This is a genomic window from Bradyrhizobium ganzhouense, assembly GCF_049949285.1.
Classification (GTDB): Bacteria; Pseudomonadota; Alphaproteobacteria; order Rhizobiales; family Xanthobacteraceae; genus Bradyrhizobium; species Bradyrhizobium ganzhouense.
In genome coordinates this window covers 6906161-6923197 of sequence record NZ_CP181318.1, presented here as the reverse complement: position 1 = coordinate 6923197, position 17037 = coordinate 6906161, and the positions used below count along the sequence as shown (strand labels likewise).

Below are 17037 nucleotides of genomic sequence, written 5' to 3'. Positions count from 1 at the left end.
GGACACGATCCAAAATGCCCGCTGACATCGTCCGCTATCTCACAATGAAAGAGGGCGGGGCGTAGCGCCGCGGAGCTAGGACGTCATCTCGATGCCGGCTTCGACGGCGACGGCGCCAGCCCCATGCACTGCTGCACCTCGGCCGGGACGTTGTAGGTCCGCATGATATGGCGGCTGTCGCGCAGGCCTGTTGCCTCGCGTTGCACCACGAACATCCAGAGCGCCTGGCCGGCTGCCATCACCAGCTTGCGCCGGGCCGGCTGCGTCTCGGCCGGCGTCTCCGGGACTGCGTGCCTGGCGTCGAATTCGCGCAATTGTGCGAGCGCCTGTTCGAGCGCGCGGCCCATTCGTCCAAGCGCTGAGGCCTGTTCCTGGACGATCTCGTAATGGAGGATATCGACAGGCGGGCGAAGATCACGGGACATGGCGCTCAATATAATGCGGCGCGAACCGCATGCGCAACGCGTGGCCTGCCGCCGTTACTTCGCCTTGTACGCGGCGAGGAACATCCGCGTCGCGCTGTCGATCACTTCCATCATGCGCTCTTCCGACGGCGGCGGCGCGGCCTGGAAGACGAAAGGCAGGAAGAGGGAGGCCTTGCACAGTTCCATGAACTGCGAGGCGGCGAGGTCGCAATCGTCGATCTTGAGTTCGCCGGAGGCGACATGGGCTTTGAGATAGTCGGAGAGGCGGTTGATGGTCTTGTCCAGCACGCGCAGGTAATAGCGGCGGCCGACGTCGGGCATGCGCTCGGCAATCGCCATCACGGTGCGGATCGCCGATCCGCCGCCGGGCCGGCAGAGCAGATGAAGATAGGCCGCGCCGAAATCCCTCAGCGTGGTCTCGGCGTCGCGCGCGGGGTCGAAGTTGAACACGACCTGGCCGTGCTGGAGCGCTTCCTCCTCGAGGATGGCTTCGAACAGCGCGCTCTTGTCGGCGAAGTAGACGTAGAGCGTGCCCTTGGAGACTCCTGCCGCGCGCGCGATCTCGCCCATGCTGGCCCCGTCAAAACCCAGATCCATGAACACCTTGCGGGCGCCGGCCAGGATCTGGCGCCGCTTGGAGCTGTCCTCGTCCGGTACGGCGTGCAGTTGTTCGCGGTTGGGTGCAACCATTGGTTTAGGGTCTCGGAAGGTTTTGGACCGGGGCTTGCGCGATGAAACGTAAAGAAGGGATTCGGGCCAGTAGGGTCCCACCCGCGAATACAAGTATATTGACCGAACCGTTCGGTCAATGGTATTTAGGATAGGCGAGCTGGGTAGCGGCCGTGCGACGGCTGCCCCGGATCGCGTTTTTGTTGGGGAGGCCTTTATGGCCACATCGAGAGACCAGGCTGCGCGCGTCCTTCGCCAGGAAGCGGGGGAGACGACGTCGGCGAACGGTGAAGCTGCGACCGGGACATCCGCAGTCCTCGCCGAGCAGCTAAGGTCTCATGTGGCCGAAGAGACCAAGCGCCGCCCCAGCGAGGCGCCGGAGAAGCCTGTGACCGACCAGCCGGCCCCGACCGCACCCGCCGCTGCCGCGCCAAAATCCGGCAAGCGGAAATTCGTCATGATGGGCATCGGCCTCGTGCTGGCGCTCGCGGCGGCAAGCTATGCCGGCTACTACACGCTGGTCGGCCGCTTCTACGTCTCCACCGACGACGCTTACGTCCGCGCCAACAACACCATGCTGGGCGCGCGCGTGGCTGGCCATATCTCCTCGATCCTTGCCGCTGACAACACGCTGGTGCATGCCGGCGACACGGTGCTGCGCATCGACGACGGCGACTACAAGATCGCCGTCGACGCGGCCGCGACCCGGATCGCGACCCAGCAGGCCACCATCGATCGCATCGGCCGCCAGATCGCAGCGCTCGACAGCCAGGTCGCACAGGCCAAGGCGCAGCTCGTCTCTGCAGAGGCCGGCCTCAAGCGCGCCGATCTCGACTATGAGCGCCAGCAGGCGCTGAGCAACAAGGGCTTTGCCTCGCGCGCCACGTTCGAGACCTCGGAAGCCGGTCGCGACCAGGGCGCCGCCGCGGTCAAGGCCGCGCAGGCCGCCTACGACGTCGCGGTGAGCAATGTCGATGTCGCCAAGGCGCAGCAGGCCGAAGCCCAGGCGCAGCTCGCCGAACTCAAGACCACGCTCGCCAAGGCCGAGCGCGACCTTGCCTTCACGGCCGTGCGCGCGCCGGTCGACGGAACCTTCTCCAACCGTCTCGTCAGCGCCGGCGACTTCGTTGCCGTCGGCCAGCGTCTCGGCAATGTCGTGCCGCTCGACGACGTTTATATCGACGCCAATTTCAAGGAGACTCAGCTCAAGCGCATTCGCCCGGGCCAGCCGGTGACGATCAAGGTCGATGCTTACGGCATGCGCAAGTTCTCCGGCATCGTCGACAGCATCGCGGCGGGCTCCGGCTCGGTGTTCACGCTGCTGCCGCCTGACAACGCCACCGGCAACTTCACCAAGATCGTGCAGCGCGTGCCGGTCCGCATCCGCGTGCCCAAAGCGGTTGCCAGGCAGAACCTGCTCCGCGCCGGCATGTCGGTTTATGCGACCGTCGACACCAACAAGGGTGCCGCCGACGCCGACAGCGAGATCGATCTCGACGACCCCACCATGATCCATCCGCAGTAAGCGCGCCCCAGCGCTGCGAGGTCAGACCATGGCGAACGCCACGACTGCTTCACCTGCGATGATGGCGGCCGCCGATTCGGAGCGCATCGCGCCGAAGCGGCTGATCGCCTTCATCATCATGGTGTTCGGGATGTTCATGTCGATCCTGGACATCCAGATCGTCTCGGCGTCCTTGAGCGAGATCCAGGCCGGCCTGTCGGCAAGCTCGAGCGAGGTCTCCTGGGTCCAGACCGCTTATCTGATCGCCGAGGTGATCGCGATCCCGCTGTCGGGATTTTTGTCGCGCGCCTTCGGTACGCGGCTGCTGTTCGCGATCTCGGCGGCCGGCTTCACGATTTCGAGCCTGCTTTGCGGCTTCGCCACGACCATCGAGGAGATGATCCTCTGGCGCGCGCTCCAGGGCTTTCTCGGTGCCGGCATGATCCCGACGGTGTTCGCCTCGGCCTACACCGTGTTCCCGCGTACGAAATTCCACATCGTCGGTCCCATCATCGGCCTTGTCGCGACCCTGGCTCCCACGATCGGCCCGACGGTCGGCGGGTACATCACCGATCTGATGTCGTGGAACTGGCTGTTCTTCATCAACGTCGTCCCCGGCATCGGCATCACCCTCGGCGTGCTGGCGCTGGTCGATTTCGACGAGCCGCATTTCGAGCTGCTCGACCGCTTCGACTGGTGGGGCCTGATCTTCATGGCCGGCTTCCTCGGCACGCTGGAATATGTGCTGGAAGAAGGCCCGCAATATGAATGGCTGCAGGACACATCGGTGGCGATCTGCGCCTGGATCGGCGCCATCTCGGCGATTGCCTTCTTCGTGCGCGTCTTCACCGCGGCGGAGCCGATCGTCAATCTGCGTGCCTTCACCAACCGCAATTTCGCGGTCGGCTCTACGCTGCAGTTCTGCATCGGCATCGGCCTCTACGGCCTGACCTACATCTATCCGCGCTATCTCGCCGAGGTGCGCGGCTACAGCGCGCTGATGATCGGCGAGACCATGTTCGTCTCGGGTATCACCATGTTCCTGGTCGCGCCGCTGGTCGGCCGGCTGATGGCGAGCCTCGACATGCGCTACATGATCGCGTTCGGCCTGATCGTGTTCGCGATCGGCTCCTACCAGATGACCTGGATCACGCGCGACTTTGATTTCTACGAGCTCCTGATTCCGCAGATCCTGCGCGGCATCGGCATGATGTTCGCGATGGTGCCGACCAACAACATCGCGCTCGGCACGCTGCCGCCTGACAAGGTGAAGAATGCGAGCGGCCTGTTCAATTTGATGCGCAATCTCGGCGGCGCGGTCGGGCTTGCCGTCATCAACACCGTGCTCAACGATCGCGCCGACCTGCACATCACGCGCCTCCAGGAGCGCGTGACTTGGGGCAATGCCACCGCGACCGAAACCCTGACCATGCTCCAGCAGAAGTTCCAGGGGCTCGGGGACTCGACGCTGATGGCGATGAAGCAGCTCAGCCAGATCGTGCACCGCCAGGCCGTGGTGATGAGCTTTGGCGACGCGTTCTTCATCCTGACCTTGTTCTACCTGAGCCTCAGCCTCCTGGTCATGCTGTTGAACAAGCCGGCTTCGCCGTTCGGCGCCGCCGGCGACGCGCATTAGCTCCAAGCTCGCTGTCATCGCCCGGCTTGACCGGGTGACCCCGCGCACCAAAATGCAACACTCGTCTGTGAACTCGCGCGGGGCCCGTTGCAAATCGCGAATCACACATCTATAAAGCGCATCTCATTCATTCGAACCGGGGAGAGATTTGCATGATTTCGTCGCATTCGCAGATCGCGTTTCCGCGCTCGATGATGGTCTGGCTCGGTACGTTCTCGGCCTGTTAGAGGCCACTTCCGCCAGCTTCGATTGGGCCAGGGTTTCGACCAAACGCCCCGATCGCTCCGCTTCCCAAGTCAAAATCAGTTTCAAGTGACGCCGTCCCGGCCCTCGCGGCCGGCCTGCGTCCATCGATGGAGCCGGCCCGCGGCAAAGCGGCCGGATGACGCCATGACCGCTCTCTCAAAGAAGCCCGCGGCTATTCGTGTGGTCCTGCCCTTCGTGTTCCGGCACTGGCTGAATCAGCCAGGGCGTACGCTCGCTATTGCCGTCGGTCTGCTCGGCGCCACCGTCGCCGACCTGTTCATGCCGGTATTTTCGGGACATCTGGTCGACGCGCTGACGCGCGGCCCGTCCGATCCTGCCGCCCGTCACGCCGCGCTGGTGGCGTTTGGCGGCATCGTCGTGCTGGGCGCGGCGTCGATGGTGCTGCGCCTGACCGGGCTGCAGGTGATCGTACCGTTCACGCTGAAGATCATGTCGGACGTGGCGCAGGACGCATTTCTGCGCGTGCAGCGCTTCTCGACCGACTGGCACGCCAACTCCTTCGCGGGCTCGACCGTGCGCAAGATCACGCGCGGCATGTGGGCGCTCGATCTGTTGAACGACACCATTCTGCTGGCGTTGCTGCCGTCGCTGGCCGTTCTGATCGGGTCGATGATCCTGCTCGGCGTGCACTGGGCCTCGCTAGGTGCGGTGATCGCGCTCGGCGCAGCTATCTATGTCACGATGACGGTGCTGTTCTCGACGCGCTATATCGCGCCGGCTGCGCGTGTGTCCAACGCCTGGGATACCAAGGTCGGCGGCACGCTGGCGGATGCGCTGACATGCAACGCGGTGGTGAAATCCTTCGGCGCGGAAGTCCGTGAGGATGCGCGGCTGGCCCGTGTCATCAAGCGTTGGCGCGTGCGGGTGCGGCGGACCTGGTTCCGCTACAACTACACCGCCATGGCGCAGCTCTCGCTGCTGCTGTGCCTGCGTGCATCGGTGATCGGCGGCTCGGTGCTGCTGTGGATGTACGGGCATGCCTCGCCCGGCGACGTCACCTATGTGCTGACGAGCTACTACGTCATCCACGCCTATTTGCGTGACGTCGGCATGCACATCAACAATCTCCAGCGCTCGGTCAACGACATGGAGGAGCTGGTGGCGATCCATGACGAGCCGATCGGCATCGCCGATGCCGCGGACGCACGGCCGATCGCGATCGAGGGCGGCGAGATCGTGTTCGACGACGTCACGTTCCATTATGGTGGCCATCGCGCGCCGCTGTATGACGGGCTGTCGGTCAGGATCCGCGCCGGCGAGCGTGTCGGTCTCGTCGGCCGCTCCGGCTCCGGCAAGACGACGTTCGTCAAGCTGGTGCAGCGGCTCTACGACGTCACCGCCGGTCGCGTGCTGATCGACGGGCAGGACATCGCGCTGGCCACGCAGCAATCGCTGCGCAGCCAGATCGCGATCGTGCAGCAGGACCCGATCCTGTTTCACCGCTCGCTCGCCGAGAACATCGCCTATGGCCGGCCCGGTGCCAGCCTCGAGGCGATCGAGCAGGCGGCGCGGCTGGCGAATGCGCACGACTTCATCCTGCGCCTGCCGAAGGGCTACGGCACGCTGGTCGGCGAGCGCGGCGTCAAACTGTCGGGCGGCGAACGGCAGCGCGTGGCGCTGGCGCGCGCCTTCCTGGCCGATGCGCCGGTGCTGATCCTGGACGAGGCGACCTCGAGCCTCGATTCGGAATCGGAGGCGCTGATCCAGCAGGCGATGGAGCGGCTGATGAAAGGCCGTACCTCGATCGTGATCGCACACCGGCTGTCGACGGTGCGCAGCCTCGATCGCATCCTGGTGTTCGAACGCGGCGAGATCGCCGAGCAGGGCACGCATGCCATGCTCGCGGGCAAGCCTCGCGGAATCTATCGCAGCCTGTTCGAGCGCCAGGTGGTGGAGCTCGGGCATATCGCAGCAGCGGAATGAGGCGCGCGGCGGCAGGGCGAAAGCCCCGCCGTCACGCGGCCCAAGGAATCCGTCAAGGGTGGAATGAGATGAAGGATCTGACGCGCGGCTCCATCGTGAGCCACATCCTGAGCATGGCGCCACCGATCGTGGTCGGCATGATCACGATCATGATCTGCCAGCTGGTCGACCTGTACTTCGTGTCCGGGCTCGGCGATGCCGCGGTTGCCGGCGTCGCTGCGGCCGGCAACGCCGGCTTCCTCGTCAACGCGCTGATGCAGATGCTCGGGGTCGGCACGGTGGCGCTGGTCTCGCATGCCGTCGGCCGCAAGGATCGCGACGACGCCAATCTCGTGTTCAACCAGGCGGTCGTCCTGTCGGTGCTGTTCGGGCTGTTGACGCTGCTCGGCGGCTTTGCGCTCGCGCGTCCTTATATGGGCGCGATTGCCGCCGATGAGGCCGCTATCAATGCCGGCACCACCTATTTTCTGTGGTTCATGCCGGCGCTGGCGCTGCAATTCGTCACGCAGGTGATGGCGGCCGCGCTGCGCGCCACCGGCATCGTGCGGCCGAGCATGCTGGTGCAGGTGCTTGCGGTCATCATCAATATCGCGCTGGCGCCGGTCCTGATCACGGGCTGGGGCACCGGATATGCGCTCGGTGTCGCCGGAGCGGGCCTGGCAAGCACGATCGCCGTTTTCATCGGCGTGCTGATGCTGTTCACCTATTTTCGCAGGCTGGAGCGCTACGTCGCCTTCCATCCTGCGCAATGGCGTCCGCAGCTGCGGCAATGGAGAAGGATCCTCAACGTTGGCCTGCCCGCGGGCGGCGAGTTCGCGATGATCTTTATCTTCATGGCGGCGATTTATTACGTGCTGCGCGATCTCGGTCCAGCGGCCCAGGCGGGCTTTGGCATCGGGACACGCGTCGTGGGCTTGATCCAGATGCCGGCCCTTGCCGTCTCCCTGGCAGCGGGGCCCATTGCCGGACAGAACTTCGGTGCGGGCAATTACGAGCGGGTGCGGGAGACCTTCGTCAAGGCGGCGCTGATCGCGACCGCCGTGATGATCGCGCTGACGATTCTCGCGCAGCTCGCGCCCGGATTGTTGCTCGCCGGCTTCTCGAATGATCCGGAGACGATGAGCGTCGCGTTGCTGTTCCTGAAGATGATCTCGCTGAACATGGTGGCGCAGGGATTGATCTTCACCTGCTCCAGCATGTTCCAGGGCCTCGGCAACACCAAGCCGGTGTTGTGGAGCTCGGCGACGCGCGTCCTCACCTATTCCCTGCCGGCGATCTGGCTCTCGACGCGGCCAGGCTTTCGGATCGAGTACGTCTGGTACCTGTCGAACGCGGCGACAACGCTGCAGGCGGTCCAGAGCCTGTGGTTGCTGCGCCGCGAGTTCAGGAAGCGGCTGGTGCCTCCGAAGGAGAAAGTTGCAGAACCGGCGAGCCCCGAGCCCGTCGTGCCGCTCGCGCGCGAGCCCGCGTAACGACAGCATGTTTCATCTCTGCAGCACCGGCTCATTTGCCGGGCTGCAAACAGCTAAAGCGAGCTGATGCTGTTCCAGACCAGGGTGGCGCCCGACAGGAACAGCAGGCCGAGCACGACATCGCCGAAATGCTTGTCGCTCAGCGCGTGATAGACGCGCGCGCCGGCCCAGGCGCCGATCAGCGTTCCCGGGAATGCGACCATCGCGAGCCAAACCACTTTCAGCTCGACCAGGCCCGATGCCGTCTGCAACACCAGCGCGGCGGCGAGCACCGTGAAATTGAAGAGCTGGAAGATGCCGCGCCGCTCGTGCTTGTTCCAGCCACGGATGTTGGCCCACAGGATCGGCAGCGGCCCGGACAGTCCAGCGAGGCCGCCCAGAATGCCGCCGGCAAATCCGATCGCACCGTCGGCGATGCGGCCGCCGAAGGTGACGGCGAGCGGCTTCTTGTTGAGGTACAGCGCACTCGAGAAGATCAGCAGCAGCACGCCGACGCTGAGCTTGAACACTTTTGGATCGGCTGAGGCGACCAGCATGGTCCCGAGCGGTACGCCGATCAATCCGCCGATCAGGAACGGCCACACCAGCGACAGGTCAAAGCTCTTCCACATCGAGGGCAGCGTCGAGGTCTGCGCGATCACCGAGCAGATCAGAACCAGGGGCACCGCGAGCGAGGGCGGCAGCACGTAGAGCCAGATGCCGAGCGCCATCAGCGCCGTGCCGAATCCTGCCAGCCCCGAGACGAAGCCGCCGGCCAGCGCGCCGAACAGCAGCAGCGCAATCGTGAAGGTTTCCACCCCTGGAGTTCCTGTTGTCGCGAGTTCGTGATGACCTCACCGGGCATAGCACAGCCGCGGGCGTGGCGGTCAATGCTGCACACAAGCGTGACCTGCAAAGTCGGGCATTTTCGAACGACACGCCTAGATAACCCGCACAGGATTCGGGTGTCGCGGCTCGACGACCGCAGCACGCTGATCCGCAGTCTCGATGGGAGAAAAGCGATGCGTTCTCTTTTGGCGTTGAACCTTCTGATCGCCCTGGCGGGCTCTGCGAACGCGGCTACGGTGCACCACGCGCACCGGCAGCACGTTATTCGTCCCGATCAGGGAGGAGTCACCTCAGGCCCCGCTTCGAGTTTTGCTTACACCCCATCCGGGCCGGCGATCTACCACCGCCCGGCACCGTACGGTGAAAACAACGAACCGTATCCGGGAGCTTCCCAGGGTTACGCGCCCGGCGAACGCGAGGAATTTCTCGACAGTGTAAGACAAGGTGGTTAGATCGCCCAAACATGGCGGATGGCCTAGTCAACTGCGATCGCCGAGGTACATACCTAGGTCTCACCGACGCGAGCCGCGGGCCCTTTATGACGCCGCGCCCTAGACGATCTGCCTGGTATGGGCGGGCCTCTGCAGCGCGGCGATCAGGATCCGAAGTGCCTCGGTCAATTCCGATCTGTTGCGCGCCGCGCCGAGTGAGACGCGCGCCGCATGCGGCGAGGTTCCGTCGACGGTGAAGGCGTCGCCGGCAACGATCGCGAGCCCGTTGCGCAGCAGACGCGCGGCGACGTCCGGTCGCCCCTCCGGCAAGTGCAGCCACAAATGATGCGCGGCGGGCTTGGCCTGGAACTGAAAACCCTTCAATGCGCGCCGTGCCAACTGCTGACGGCCGACGGCCTCGTTTCGGATCGCGGTGATGATGCGGTCGGCGACGCCGGTCTCGAGCCAGTGCGTCACCAGCGCGACCATCAGCGGTGCGGGCATCTGCACGGTCGCCTGGAGATGGCCGCGCATCTGAAGCTGCGCACCGCTGTCGGGCGCGAGCAGATAAGCGACGCGCAGCGCCGGCGCGATGCATTTTGACAGTGTGGTCGCAAGATATGTCCGCTCCGGGATGAGGTTGGCGATCGGCGACGCCGAGCGGTCGAGCAGCCCGTAGGCATCGTCCTCGATCAGCACCGTATCGGCATCGCGGACGATCTTGGCGATCGCGCTGCGCCGCTCGGGGACAAGCGTCGCCGTGGTCGGATTGTGCAGCGTCGGAATGAGATAGACGGCCTTCGGCCTGTGCGTGCGGCAGGCTTTCGCCAGCGCATCGGGCAGAATGCCGCCGTCATCCATGGCGACGCCGACGAGCTTGACGCCGAGCTGCGCTGCTGCGGCCTTGATGCCGGGGAAGGTGAGGGCTTCCGTCAGCACGATGTCGCCGGGCTGCGCGAGATAGGCGAGCAGGTTGAACAGGATCGTCTGCGCGCCGGGAAATATCACGAGCTTGTCGGCATGCGCATGCGGAACGCGCGTTCGCATCCAGCGTGCGGCGACCTCGCGCTCATGCGCGCTGCCACCGGGTGGCTGGTAATTCAGGAATGCGGTCAGGCCCGATTGCGCGCGAACGGCTTCGAGGCCGGCGATGATGCGCTCGTCGAGCTGCGCTTCGAGCGGATGCGGCGGCACGTTCATCGAGAGGTCGATCGCCACCGGATGCGGCAGGTCGACCGCGCGGCGTGCGCTGGTCTCCGACACGAACGATCCCTGGCCGACGCGAGCCTCCATGATGCCGCGGCGCCGCGCCTCGGTGTAGGCGCGCGTCACGGTGGTCAGGTCGATGCCGAGCGCCTTGGCGAGCGCACGCTGGGTCGGCAATTGCTGTCCGCGCACCAGCCGGCCGGCGGCGATGTCGGCCTCCATGGCCTCGACGATGCGCTGGTAACGCGGCCCGCTCAGCTCGGAGATTGTAGGAGTCCAATCCATGCAATTTAGGCCCATATCCTTTGAATGTATGGATGCAAGATACTATTGTATGGATCAGGAAAACGGAAGAGGTGTCGTCATGGCGACCGGTTCAGTCTCTCTGGCAAAGGCGATGTGGCGCGGTTTTCGCGGCAAATGCCCGAACTGCGGCGAAGGGCATATGTTCGGGCGCTTCCTGAAGGTCGCCGATAGCTGCGATCATTGCGGCGAGGAGCTGTTTCACCAGCGCGCCGATGACTTCCCGGCCTATCTGGTGATGGTCGTGGTCGGTCATCTCGTGGTGCCGGCGATCCTCATGGTCGAGACCGCTTATGCGCCACCGGTGTGGCTGCAACTGTCCGTGTGGCTGCCGGTGACGCTGTTTGCTTCGCTCGCTTTGCTGCAACCGACCAAGGGCGCCATCGTCGGCCTGCAATGGCAGATCGGTATGCACGGCTTTGAGGCGAGCAAGTTGCGCCGGCAAGCCGGTCAGCTTGCGCCCGTGCTGGTGAAAGCGCCGCGCGCGGCTTGACGCCCGGCGGCGTTTACATCGCGCGGCTGCCCGCTACACTCCGTCGTATCAAAACAAGAACGATGGAAACGCCGATGGCCACACGCGCAAAGACCTTCCTGCTCTGTCATGGCGCGTGGTCTGGCGGATGGGCCTGGAAGAAGATGCATCCGCTGATGGCGCAGGCCGGCCACCGCCTGGTCGCGCCAACCTATACCGGGCTTGGCGAGCGATCGCATCTCGCCAGTGCCGCGATCGATCTCGAGACGCATATCCAGGACATCCTCAACGTCATCACATTCGAGGATCTCAGCGACATCGTGCTGCTCGGCCACAGCTATGGCGGCATGGTCGCCGCCGGCGTTGCCGATCGCGCGCGTGAGCGCATTTCGCAACTGATCTATCTCGACGCCTTCGTGCCGCGCGATGGCCAGTCGCTGCTCGATCTCAACGAGGCCGGGCGCGAACCGATGCGCAAGGCTGCAGCCGCTGGCGACGGCTACCGCATCCCGCCAAATCCGCCGCCACCGGACACGCCGCAGGCCGATCTCGACTGGCTCAACGCGCGCCGCATCAACATGCCGATCAAATGCTTTGAGACGAAACTGAAGCTTCCGCACGGCGAGCCGGCCATGCCGCGGAGCTACATCTACTGCAAGCGCACTCCTCCGGGCGATGTGTTCGGGCAGTTCGCGAAGCGGGCCAAGAGCGAGGAGGGCTGGCGCTATTTCGAGCTCGACGCCAGCCATGCGCCGAACGTGACGGCGCCGGAGGCGCTGATGGGCGTGCTGCAAGAGATTGTCGCCTAACTCGCGCGTGTCATTCAAAATGGTGAGGGGTCCGATGCGTTAGCATCGAACCCCTCGTTGCAAGACATCAGCCGGCCTGTAAGCCGGGTTCTGTAGGGCACCGCCTGCTTGCGCAAGCGATACGTGACGGCCATTCCTCTGGGACCATGTTTGCACATGGCCTCGAGCAACCTACCCGGACGGCGGGCCTGACATCGCCCCGCGGCGTTATCGCTTGCGCGAACAGCCCGCTACGCCGTCCCTATTCGGTTTTGCTCCCGGTGGGGTTTACCATGCCGGCTCCGTTGCCGGACCCGCGGTGCGCTCTTACCGCACCTTTTCACCCTTACCTGCCTACGCAGCTTGCGCTGCTACGGCGGGCGGTTCGTTCTCTGTGGCACTTTCCCTGGGGTTACCCCCGCCGGACGTTATCCGGCACCGTATGTCAAGGGAGCCCGGACTTTCCTCCCCGGCGGCCTTTCGGCACCTGCCGGAGCGGCCGTCCGGCCGACTGACGGCCTAGGCAATGGGCATTTGTGACGGTTTCGTCAAGCGGAGATCGTCGCGCACGCAGCAGTGTAAATAATTTATCCTGAAGATGTCGTTGGGCGCGGACCCCGTTCGACTGGATGCCGGCAATCCAGCCGAACAACAGGAGTTGAGCGATGCAATATCTGCTGCTGATCTACCGGAACGAAGCGCAACAGGGCCAAATGGGGCCCGCAGATTACCAGAAGCTGCTGGCGGAGTATTCCGCCTACACCCAGTCGATCGTCGAGAGCGGCCATTTCAAGGCCGGCGACGGATTACAGCCGACCTCGACCGCGACCACTGTTCGCGTGCGCGAGGGTAAGACTCTGACGACCGATGGTCCCTTCGCGGAAACCCGCGAGCAGCTTGGCGGCTACTATCTCGTCGAGGCGAAGGATCTCGACGCGGCGATCGCGCTTGCCGCGCGCATTCCCGGCGCCAGGAATGGATCGATCGAAGTCCGGCCCGTCATGATCTACAAATGATCTCGAAAATAATTCCGCGAGGATGTCGTTTGGAGCTTGGCTCGTTCGACTGATGTCGGCGATCCAGCCGAACCACAGGAGTTAAGCGATGCAGTATCTGTTGCTGATCTACCGGAACGAAAGCTACATGACCGAGATGAGCGCCACCGACCGCCAGAAGCTGGCGGGAGAATACGGCGCCTACACGCAGTCGATCATCCAGAGCGGCCATTTCAAGGCCGGCGACGGACTGCAGCCGACGACGACGGCGACCACGGTGCGCGTGCGCGACGGCAAGACCATGACCACCGACGGTCCGTTCGCGGAAACGCGCGAGCAGCTCGGCGGCTACTACCTGGTCGAAGCCAAGGATCTCGACGACGCGGTTGCGCTGGCGGCGCGCATTCCCGAAGCCAAGCGCGGATCGATCGAGGTCAGGCCGGTCATGATCTACAAGTGATCTGTTCGGCCGACATCGACAGGATCTTTCGCGACGAGGCGGGGCGGGCGCTGGCCACCCTGATCCGCCTCGTCGGTGATTTCGATCTGGCCGAGGATGCGCTCCAGGATGCGTTCGCGGTCGCGCTGGAGCGCTGGGCGGCGGGCGAGATCCCTGACAATCCGCGCGCCTGGCTGGTCAATGTCGGTCGCAACAAGGCGATCGACCGTGTGCGTCGCCAGGTCGCTTTCCGCGGCAAGCAGCAGGCGCTGCTGCACGAGCTCGAGCTCAATGCAGATGCGCCGGCCGAGCCGCCGGCGATGCTCGACGACGACATGCTGCGGCTGATCTTCACCTGCTGCCATCCGGCGTTCGCGGCTGAGGTGCAGGTCGCGCTGACGCTGCGCACGGTCTGCGGCCTCTCCACCGCGCAGGTCGCGCGCGCTTTCCTGATCGGCGAGGACGCGATGGCGCAGCGGCTCGTTCGCGCCAAGCAGAAGATCAGGCTCGCCGGCATTCCCTATGAGGTGCCCGAGCGCGCCGCGCTGGCGCCGCGGCTCGATGGCGTGCTCGCCGTCATCTATCTTGTCTTCACCGAAGGCTATGTCGCAACCTCGGGCGCAGACCTGATGCGGCGCGACCTTGCGGTCGAGGCGATCAGGCTCGGCCGTTTGCTTGACCGGCTGATGCCCGACCGCGCGGGGATCAAGGGGCTGCTCGCGCTGATGTTGCTGCATGATGCGCGCCGCGCCGGTCGCGAGACAGCTGCCGGCGACATCGTTCTTCTTGAAGAGCAGGACCGCTCGCTCTGGGATCGCGTGCAGATCGAGGAAGGCCTGCGTCTCGTCGACGACGCGCTGCGCGTGCCGGGCCGGCCGCAGCCTTATGCGGTGCAGGCCGCGATCGCCGCGCTGCATGCCCGCGCACCGAGCTTTGAGGAGACTGATTGGCCGCAGATCGCCGGGCTCTACGAAGTGCTGCTGCGCATCAGCCCGTCTCCGGTGATCGAGCTCAACCATGCTGCCGCAATCTCGATGGTCGACGGTCCGGCGCGCGCGCTCGGTCTGGTCGACGCGATCACCGCGCGCGGCGGGCTGGACGGGTATGAGATGTTGCCGGCGGTGCGTGCCGATCTGTTGCGGCGGCTCGGCCGCAAGGACGAAGCGCGCGAGGCCTATCGTGTGGCGACGGAGGCGACGCAGCTCGCGCCGTTGCAGCGGCTGTATGCGCGGCGGGTGCGGGAGATGGAGTAGCCGCTGCAGACTCAGTCATTGCGAGGAGCAAAGCGACGAAGCAATCCAGACTGCTTCTGCGGTGGCAGCCTGGATTGCTTCGCTGCGCTCGCAATGACGAGAGGGCTTCGCCGTTACTTCGACGCCACTGTCGTCCCTTCCGTCGGCAGGCTCGCCAGCAGCGCCTGCAAGGTCGACAGCGTCGAGTGATCGGCAACACCATCCAGGCGTGCAGGGCGGAAGTGGCGCTGGAATGCGGTGACGACCTCCATCGTCGAAGCATCGTACTTCCCGGTCAGCGGCACGCCATAGCCATAGCGTGCCAGCGCCTGCTGCAGGCTCAGCACCTCGTCGCTGATGGTGCCGAGCATCAGGGTTTCGCCGCGCACGACCGGCGCCGGCGTCACCCAGTGACCGACGCCGGAATTGGCCAGCGAATGCCAGGGAAATTTTTCGCCGGGATCCTTCTTGCGCGCGGGCGCGACGTCGGAATGGCCGAGCACCCGTTGCGGCGCGACCTTGCGGCGGAGCATGATGCCGCGGCACAGCGCGATCACGGCGGCGATCTGGCGCAGCGGATATTCCGGATAGCCCCAATCGTGGCCGCGATTGATGATCTCGATCCCGATCGAGCAGGAGTTGATGTCGTCTTCGCCGGCCCAGGACGAGACGCCAGAGTGCCAGGCGCGCCGCGCCTCCGGAACGCACTGCACGATGCGGCCGTCTTCCAGCACGACATAATGGGCCGACACCTCGGTGCCTGCCGTGCACAGCCGCGCCAGCGCGCCCTCGACGTCGGGCATGCCGGTGTAGTGCAGCACGATCATGTCGGGCTGCCGTCCCTTGCTGCGCTCGCCATGATTGGGCGAAGGGATGATGTCGGAGACGATCGACGAATCCGGCTCGAACGTCCGCAGGCTCGCCGCGGCCTTGGGAACCGGGAGAACGCGCTGACGCTTCGAATCAGTTCCAGACGGCGTTGACGGACCGGACGGCATAAGCAGCTCAAGTCGGACATGAGAGTGGGCCAAGCCCTTCTCTTTACTATTTCTTTACTGTCAGGTCCGCGCAATCGCGCGGAGCGGTTAACGGGGTGCATTTTGGCGCATGTGTGTGGATGACGCATCACCGCCAAGCCGCCTTTTCGACTTGTAATGAGCCGATCAACGCTTTCTTAACGCTAAGGGCCGTTACTGAGGGGTGAAGAGCCGACCCGCGTCCGGAGGCGGCCAGAAGCGATTTTGGCTCGAAATCCCATGGCTGCCCGACATATTCCACTGGGAACACCGGGTCTGCCGCCTGGGACGACCGGGCTCGGCGCGCATGCTGGCAAGTATGCTGGAGAGGGGTTGGGTCGTGGAACCGCCGCGACGCGGAATTATTCGAGGCGTGATGGGCTGCTTCGCCCCCGATTTTACCTGTCTGTTGACCTGCGCGCTCGGCAGGCGCGACGCATGAGCGACGCGCCGCACATTCCCGTGCTTGGCCGCGAGGCGATCGAGCATCTCGCGCCGCGCGAGGGCGGCATCTATGTCGATGCCACCTTCGGGGCCGGCGGCTACAGCCGCGCCATCCTCGATGTGGCGGGAACTCGCGTCATCGCGATCGATCGCGACCGCACCGCGATCGCCGGCGGCGCCGAGCTGGTCGAGAATGCCGCGGGCCGGTTGACGCTGGTCGAAGACCGCTTCTCGAATCTCGCCGAAGTCTGTGCCGCGCACGGCGTCGATGCGGTCGACGGCGTCGTGATGGATGTCGGGGTGTCCTCGATGCAGCTCGACCAGGCTGGTCGCGGCTTTTCGTTCCGCCTCGACGGTCCGCTCGACATGCGCATGGGGCAAGCCGGGCCGACGGCCGCTGACATCGTCGCGCGCGCCTCGGAAAGCGATCTCGCCGACATCATCTACCTCTTCGGCGAAGAGCGGCATTCGCGCCGCGTTGCCCGCGCGATCGTGGCTGATCGGCAGGAGACGCCGTTCACCACCACGCGCGCGCTCGCCGATCTCGTCGGCAGGGTGGTGCGCTCGAAGCCCGGCGACATTCATCCGGCGACGCGGACGTTCCAGGCCCTGCGCATCTTCGTCAATGAAGAGCTCGGGGAACTCCAGACCGCGCTCGCGGCAGCCGAGCGCGTGCTCAAGCCCGGCGGCCATCTGGTCGTGGTCTCGTTCCATTCGCTGGAAGACCGCATCGTCAAGAATTTCTTCTCCGAGCGGTCGAAGACCGGCGGCGGCTCGCGTCATCTGCCGGAAGTGGCGCAGGGCGCGCCGAGCTTCCAGCTTTTGACGCGGCGGCCTGTGATCGCCGGCGAGGCAGAGGTTGCGCACAATCCGCGCGCCCGTTCCGCAAAGCTGCGCGCCGCCGAGCGGACCTCGGCGCCGGCGCATCACGATGGCGAGCAATCGTCCTGGCCAAAACTCTCCGACGTGATGAGAGGCGGCTAGCAG

At 65.1% G+C, this 17037-nt stretch carries 16 protein-coding genes and 1 other RNA gene; 11 read left to right on the top strand and 6 right to left on the bottom strand.

Annotated features, from left to right (window positions below; all coding sequences use genetic code 11):
• Positions 1-83: 83 nt before the first annotated feature.
• Together ACLFLU_RS32075 and ACLFLU_RS32070 are read right to left on the bottom strand one after the other, a co-directional pair.
• Positions 84-425 (bottom strand): DUF6665 family protein, encoded by a 342-nt coding sequence (locus ACLFLU_RS32075; RefSeq protein ID WP_426408717.1) that lies wholly within the window; start codon positions 423-425, stop codon positions 84-86.
• Positions 426-479: 54 nt separating this feature from the next.
• Positions 480-1115, bottom strand: a complete 636-nt coding sequence (locus ACLFLU_RS32070) for a TetR/AcrR family transcriptional regulator (RefSeq protein WP_426408716.1) — start codon at positions 1113-1115, stop codon at positions 480-482.
• Between the two features lie 196 nt (positions 1116-1311).
• Here ACLFLU_RS32070 and ACLFLU_RS32065 point away from each other — a divergent pair, with 196 nt between their 5' ends.
• The 4 genes from ACLFLU_RS32065 to ACLFLU_RS32050 all read left to right on the top strand — a co-directional run bounded on the left by ACLFLU_RS32065 (position 1312) and on the right by ACLFLU_RS32050 (position 7896).
• On the top strand, positions 1312-2619 hold the full coding sequence (locus tag ACLFLU_RS32065; RefSeq protein WP_426408715.1) for an HlyD family efflux transporter periplasmic adaptor subunit: 1308 nt from the start codon (positions 1312-1314) through the stop codon (positions 2617-2619).
• A gap of 28 nt (positions 2620-2647) precedes the next feature.
• On the top strand, positions 2648-4234 hold the full coding sequence (locus ACLFLU_RS32060; RefSeq protein ID WP_426408714.1) for a DHA2 family efflux MFS transporter permease subunit: 1587 nt from the start codon (positions 2648-2650) through the stop codon (positions 4232-4234).
• A 390-nt stretch (positions 4235-4624) separates the two neighbouring features.
• Positions 4625-6424, top strand: a complete 1800-nt coding sequence (locus ACLFLU_RS32055) for an ABC transporter ATP-binding protein (RefSeq protein WP_426408713.1) — start codon at positions 4625-4627, stop codon at positions 6422-6424.
• Positions 6425-6492: 68 nt separating this feature from the next.
• Positions 6493-7896 (top strand): MATE family efflux transporter, encoded by a 1404-nt coding sequence (locus ACLFLU_RS32050; protein WP_426408712.1) that lies wholly within the window; start codon positions 6493-6495, stop codon positions 7894-7896.
• 53 nt (positions 7897-7949) lie between these two features.
• Here the strand turns inward: ACLFLU_RS32050 and ACLFLU_RS32045 are convergent, their stop codons facing one another.
• A complete protein-coding gene (locus tag ACLFLU_RS32045) occupies positions 7950-8693 on the bottom strand; it encodes a sulfite exporter TauE/SafE family protein (RefSeq protein ID WP_426408711.1) in 744 nt (247 codons plus the stop codon).
• 147 nt (positions 8694-8840) lie between these two features.
• Here ACLFLU_RS32045 and ACLFLU_RS32040 point away from each other — a divergent pair, with 147 nt between their 5' ends.
• Positions 8841-9176, top strand: a complete 336-nt coding sequence (locus tag ACLFLU_RS32040; RefSeq protein WP_426408710.1) for a hypothetical protein — start codon at positions 8841-8843, stop codon at positions 9174-9176.
• Positions 9177-9275: 99 nt separating this feature from the next.
• On the opposite strand, the gene ACLFLU_RS32035 is transcribed toward ACLFLU_RS32040, so the two are convergent.
• Positions 9276-10646 (bottom strand): PLP-dependent aminotransferase family protein, encoded by a 1371-nt coding sequence (locus tag ACLFLU_RS32035; RefSeq protein ID WP_426408709.1) that lies wholly within the window; start codon positions 10644-10646, stop codon positions 9276-9278.
• 79 nt (positions 10647-10725) lie between these two features.
• Here ACLFLU_RS32035 and ACLFLU_RS32030 point away from each other — a divergent pair, with 79 nt between their 5' ends.
• Complete coding sequence (locus tag ACLFLU_RS32030) at positions 10726-11157, top strand: DUF983 domain-containing protein (RefSeq protein ID WP_426408708.1); 432 nt, start codon at positions 10726-10728, stop codon at positions 11155-11157.
• Between the two features lie 74 nt (positions 11158-11231).
• Positions 11232-11945 carry an alpha/beta fold hydrolase gene (locus ACLFLU_RS32025; protein WP_426408707.1) on the top strand — a complete coding sequence of 238 codons (714 nt, stop codon included), beginning with the start codon at positions 11232-11234 and terminating at the stop codon, positions 11943-11945.
• Between the two features lie 63 nt (positions 11946-12008).
• Here ACLFLU_RS32025 and rnpB read toward each other — a convergent pair.
• Positions 12009-12439, bottom strand: an RNA gene (rnpB, locus tag ACLFLU_RS32020) — RNase P RNA component class A.
• A gap of 150 nt (positions 12440-12589) precedes the next feature.
• On the opposite strand from rnpB, the gene ACLFLU_RS32015 reads away from it, so the two are divergent.
• From ACLFLU_RS32015 to ACLFLU_RS32005, 3 genes are all read left to right on the top strand, one after another.
• Complete coding sequence (locus ACLFLU_RS32015) at positions 12590-12940, top strand: YciI family protein (RefSeq protein WP_426408706.1); 351 nt, start codon at positions 12590-12592, stop codon at positions 12938-12940.
• 88 nt (positions 12941-13028) lie between these two features.
• The gene (locus tag ACLFLU_RS32010; protein WP_426408705.1) at positions 13029-13379 is read left to right on the top strand and encodes a YciI family protein; all 351 of its coding nucleotides are present in this window, start codon (positions 13029-13031) and stop codon (positions 13377-13379) included.
• On the top strand, positions 13376-14611 hold the full coding sequence (locus ACLFLU_RS32005; protein ID WP_426408704.1) for an RNA polymerase sigma factor: 1236 nt from the start codon (positions 13376-13378) through the stop codon (positions 14609-14611). The genes ACLFLU_RS32010 and ACLFLU_RS32005 overlap by 4 nt, the downstream gene beginning before the upstream one ends.
• A 113-nt stretch (positions 14612-14724) precedes the next feature.
• Here ACLFLU_RS32005 and ACLFLU_RS32000 read toward each other — a convergent pair whose 3' ends face one another.
• Positions 14725-15588 carry an N-acetylmuramoyl-L-alanine amidase gene (locus ACLFLU_RS32000; protein WP_426408703.1) on the bottom strand — a complete coding sequence of 288 codons (864 nt, stop codon included), beginning with the start codon at positions 15586-15588 and terminating at the stop codon, positions 14725-14727.
• Positions 15589-16044: 456 nt separating this feature from the next.
• Between ACLFLU_RS32000 and rsmH the strand changes: the two genes are divergently transcribed.
• Positions 16045-17034 carry a 16S rRNA (cytosine(1402)-N(4))-methyltransferase RsmH gene (gene rsmH / locus ACLFLU_RS31995; protein ID WP_426408702.1) on the top strand — a complete coding sequence of 330 codons (990 nt, stop codon included), beginning with the start codon at positions 16045-16047 and terminating at the stop codon, positions 17032-17034.
• The last annotated feature ends 3 nt before the right edge of the window (positions 17035-17037 follow it).

What these genes read in the sequence shown, in the direction of transcription:
- ACLFLU_RS32075 (WP_426408717.1), bottom strand. Translation starts at nt 425, where the DNA reads ATGTCCCGTGATCTTCGCCCGCCTGTCGATATCCTCCATTACGAGATC.
- ACLFLU_RS32015 (WP_426408706.1), top strand. Translation starts at nt 12,590, where the DNA reads ATGCAATATCTGCTGCTGATCTACCGGAACGAAGCGCAACAGGGCCAA.
- ACLFLU_RS32050 (WP_426408712.1), top strand. Translation starts at nt 6,493, where the DNA reads ATGAAGGATCTGACGCGCGGCTCCATCGTGAGCCACATCCTGAGCATG.
- ACLFLU_RS32000 (WP_426408703.1), bottom strand. Translation starts at nt 15,588, where the DNA reads ATGCCGTCCGGTCCGTCAACGCCGTCTGGAACTGATTCGAAGCGTCAG.
- ACLFLU_RS32070 (WP_426408716.1), bottom strand. Translation starts at nt 1,115, where the DNA reads ATGGTTGCACCCAACCGCGAACAACTGCACGCCGTACCGGACGAGGAC.
- ACLFLU_RS32060 (WP_426408714.1), top strand. Translation starts at nt 2,648, where the DNA reads ATGGCGAACGCCACGACTGCTTCACCTGCGATGATGGCGGCCGCCGAT.
- ACLFLU_RS32025 (WP_426408707.1), top strand. Translation starts at nt 11,232, where the DNA reads ATGGCCACACGCGCAAAGACCTTCCTGCTCTGTCATGGCGCGTGGTCT.
- ACLFLU_RS32035 (WP_426408709.1), bottom strand. Translation starts at nt 10,646, where the DNA reads ATGGATTGGACTCCTACAATCTCCGAGCTGAGCGGGCCGCGTTACCAG.
- ACLFLU_RS32010 (WP_426408705.1), top strand. Translation starts at nt 13,029, where the DNA reads ATGCAGTATCTGTTGCTGATCTACCGGAACGAAAGCTACATGACCGAG.
- ACLFLU_RS32065 (WP_426408715.1), top strand. Translation starts at nt 1,312, where the DNA reads ATGGCCACATCGAGAGACCAGGCTGCGCGCGTCCTTCGCCAGGAAGCG.
- rsmH (WP_426408702.1), top strand. Translation starts at nt 16,045, where the DNA reads ATGAGCGACGCGCCGCACATTCCCGTGCTTGGCCGCGAGGCGATCGAG.
- ACLFLU_RS32055 (WP_426408713.1), top strand. Translation starts at nt 4,625, where the DNA reads ATGACCGCTCTCTCAAAGAAGCCCGCGGCTATTCGTGTGGTCCTGCCC.
- ACLFLU_RS32030 (WP_426408708.1), top strand. Translation starts at nt 10,726, where the DNA reads ATGGCGACCGGTTCAGTCTCTCTGGCAAAGGCGATGTGGCGCGGTTTT.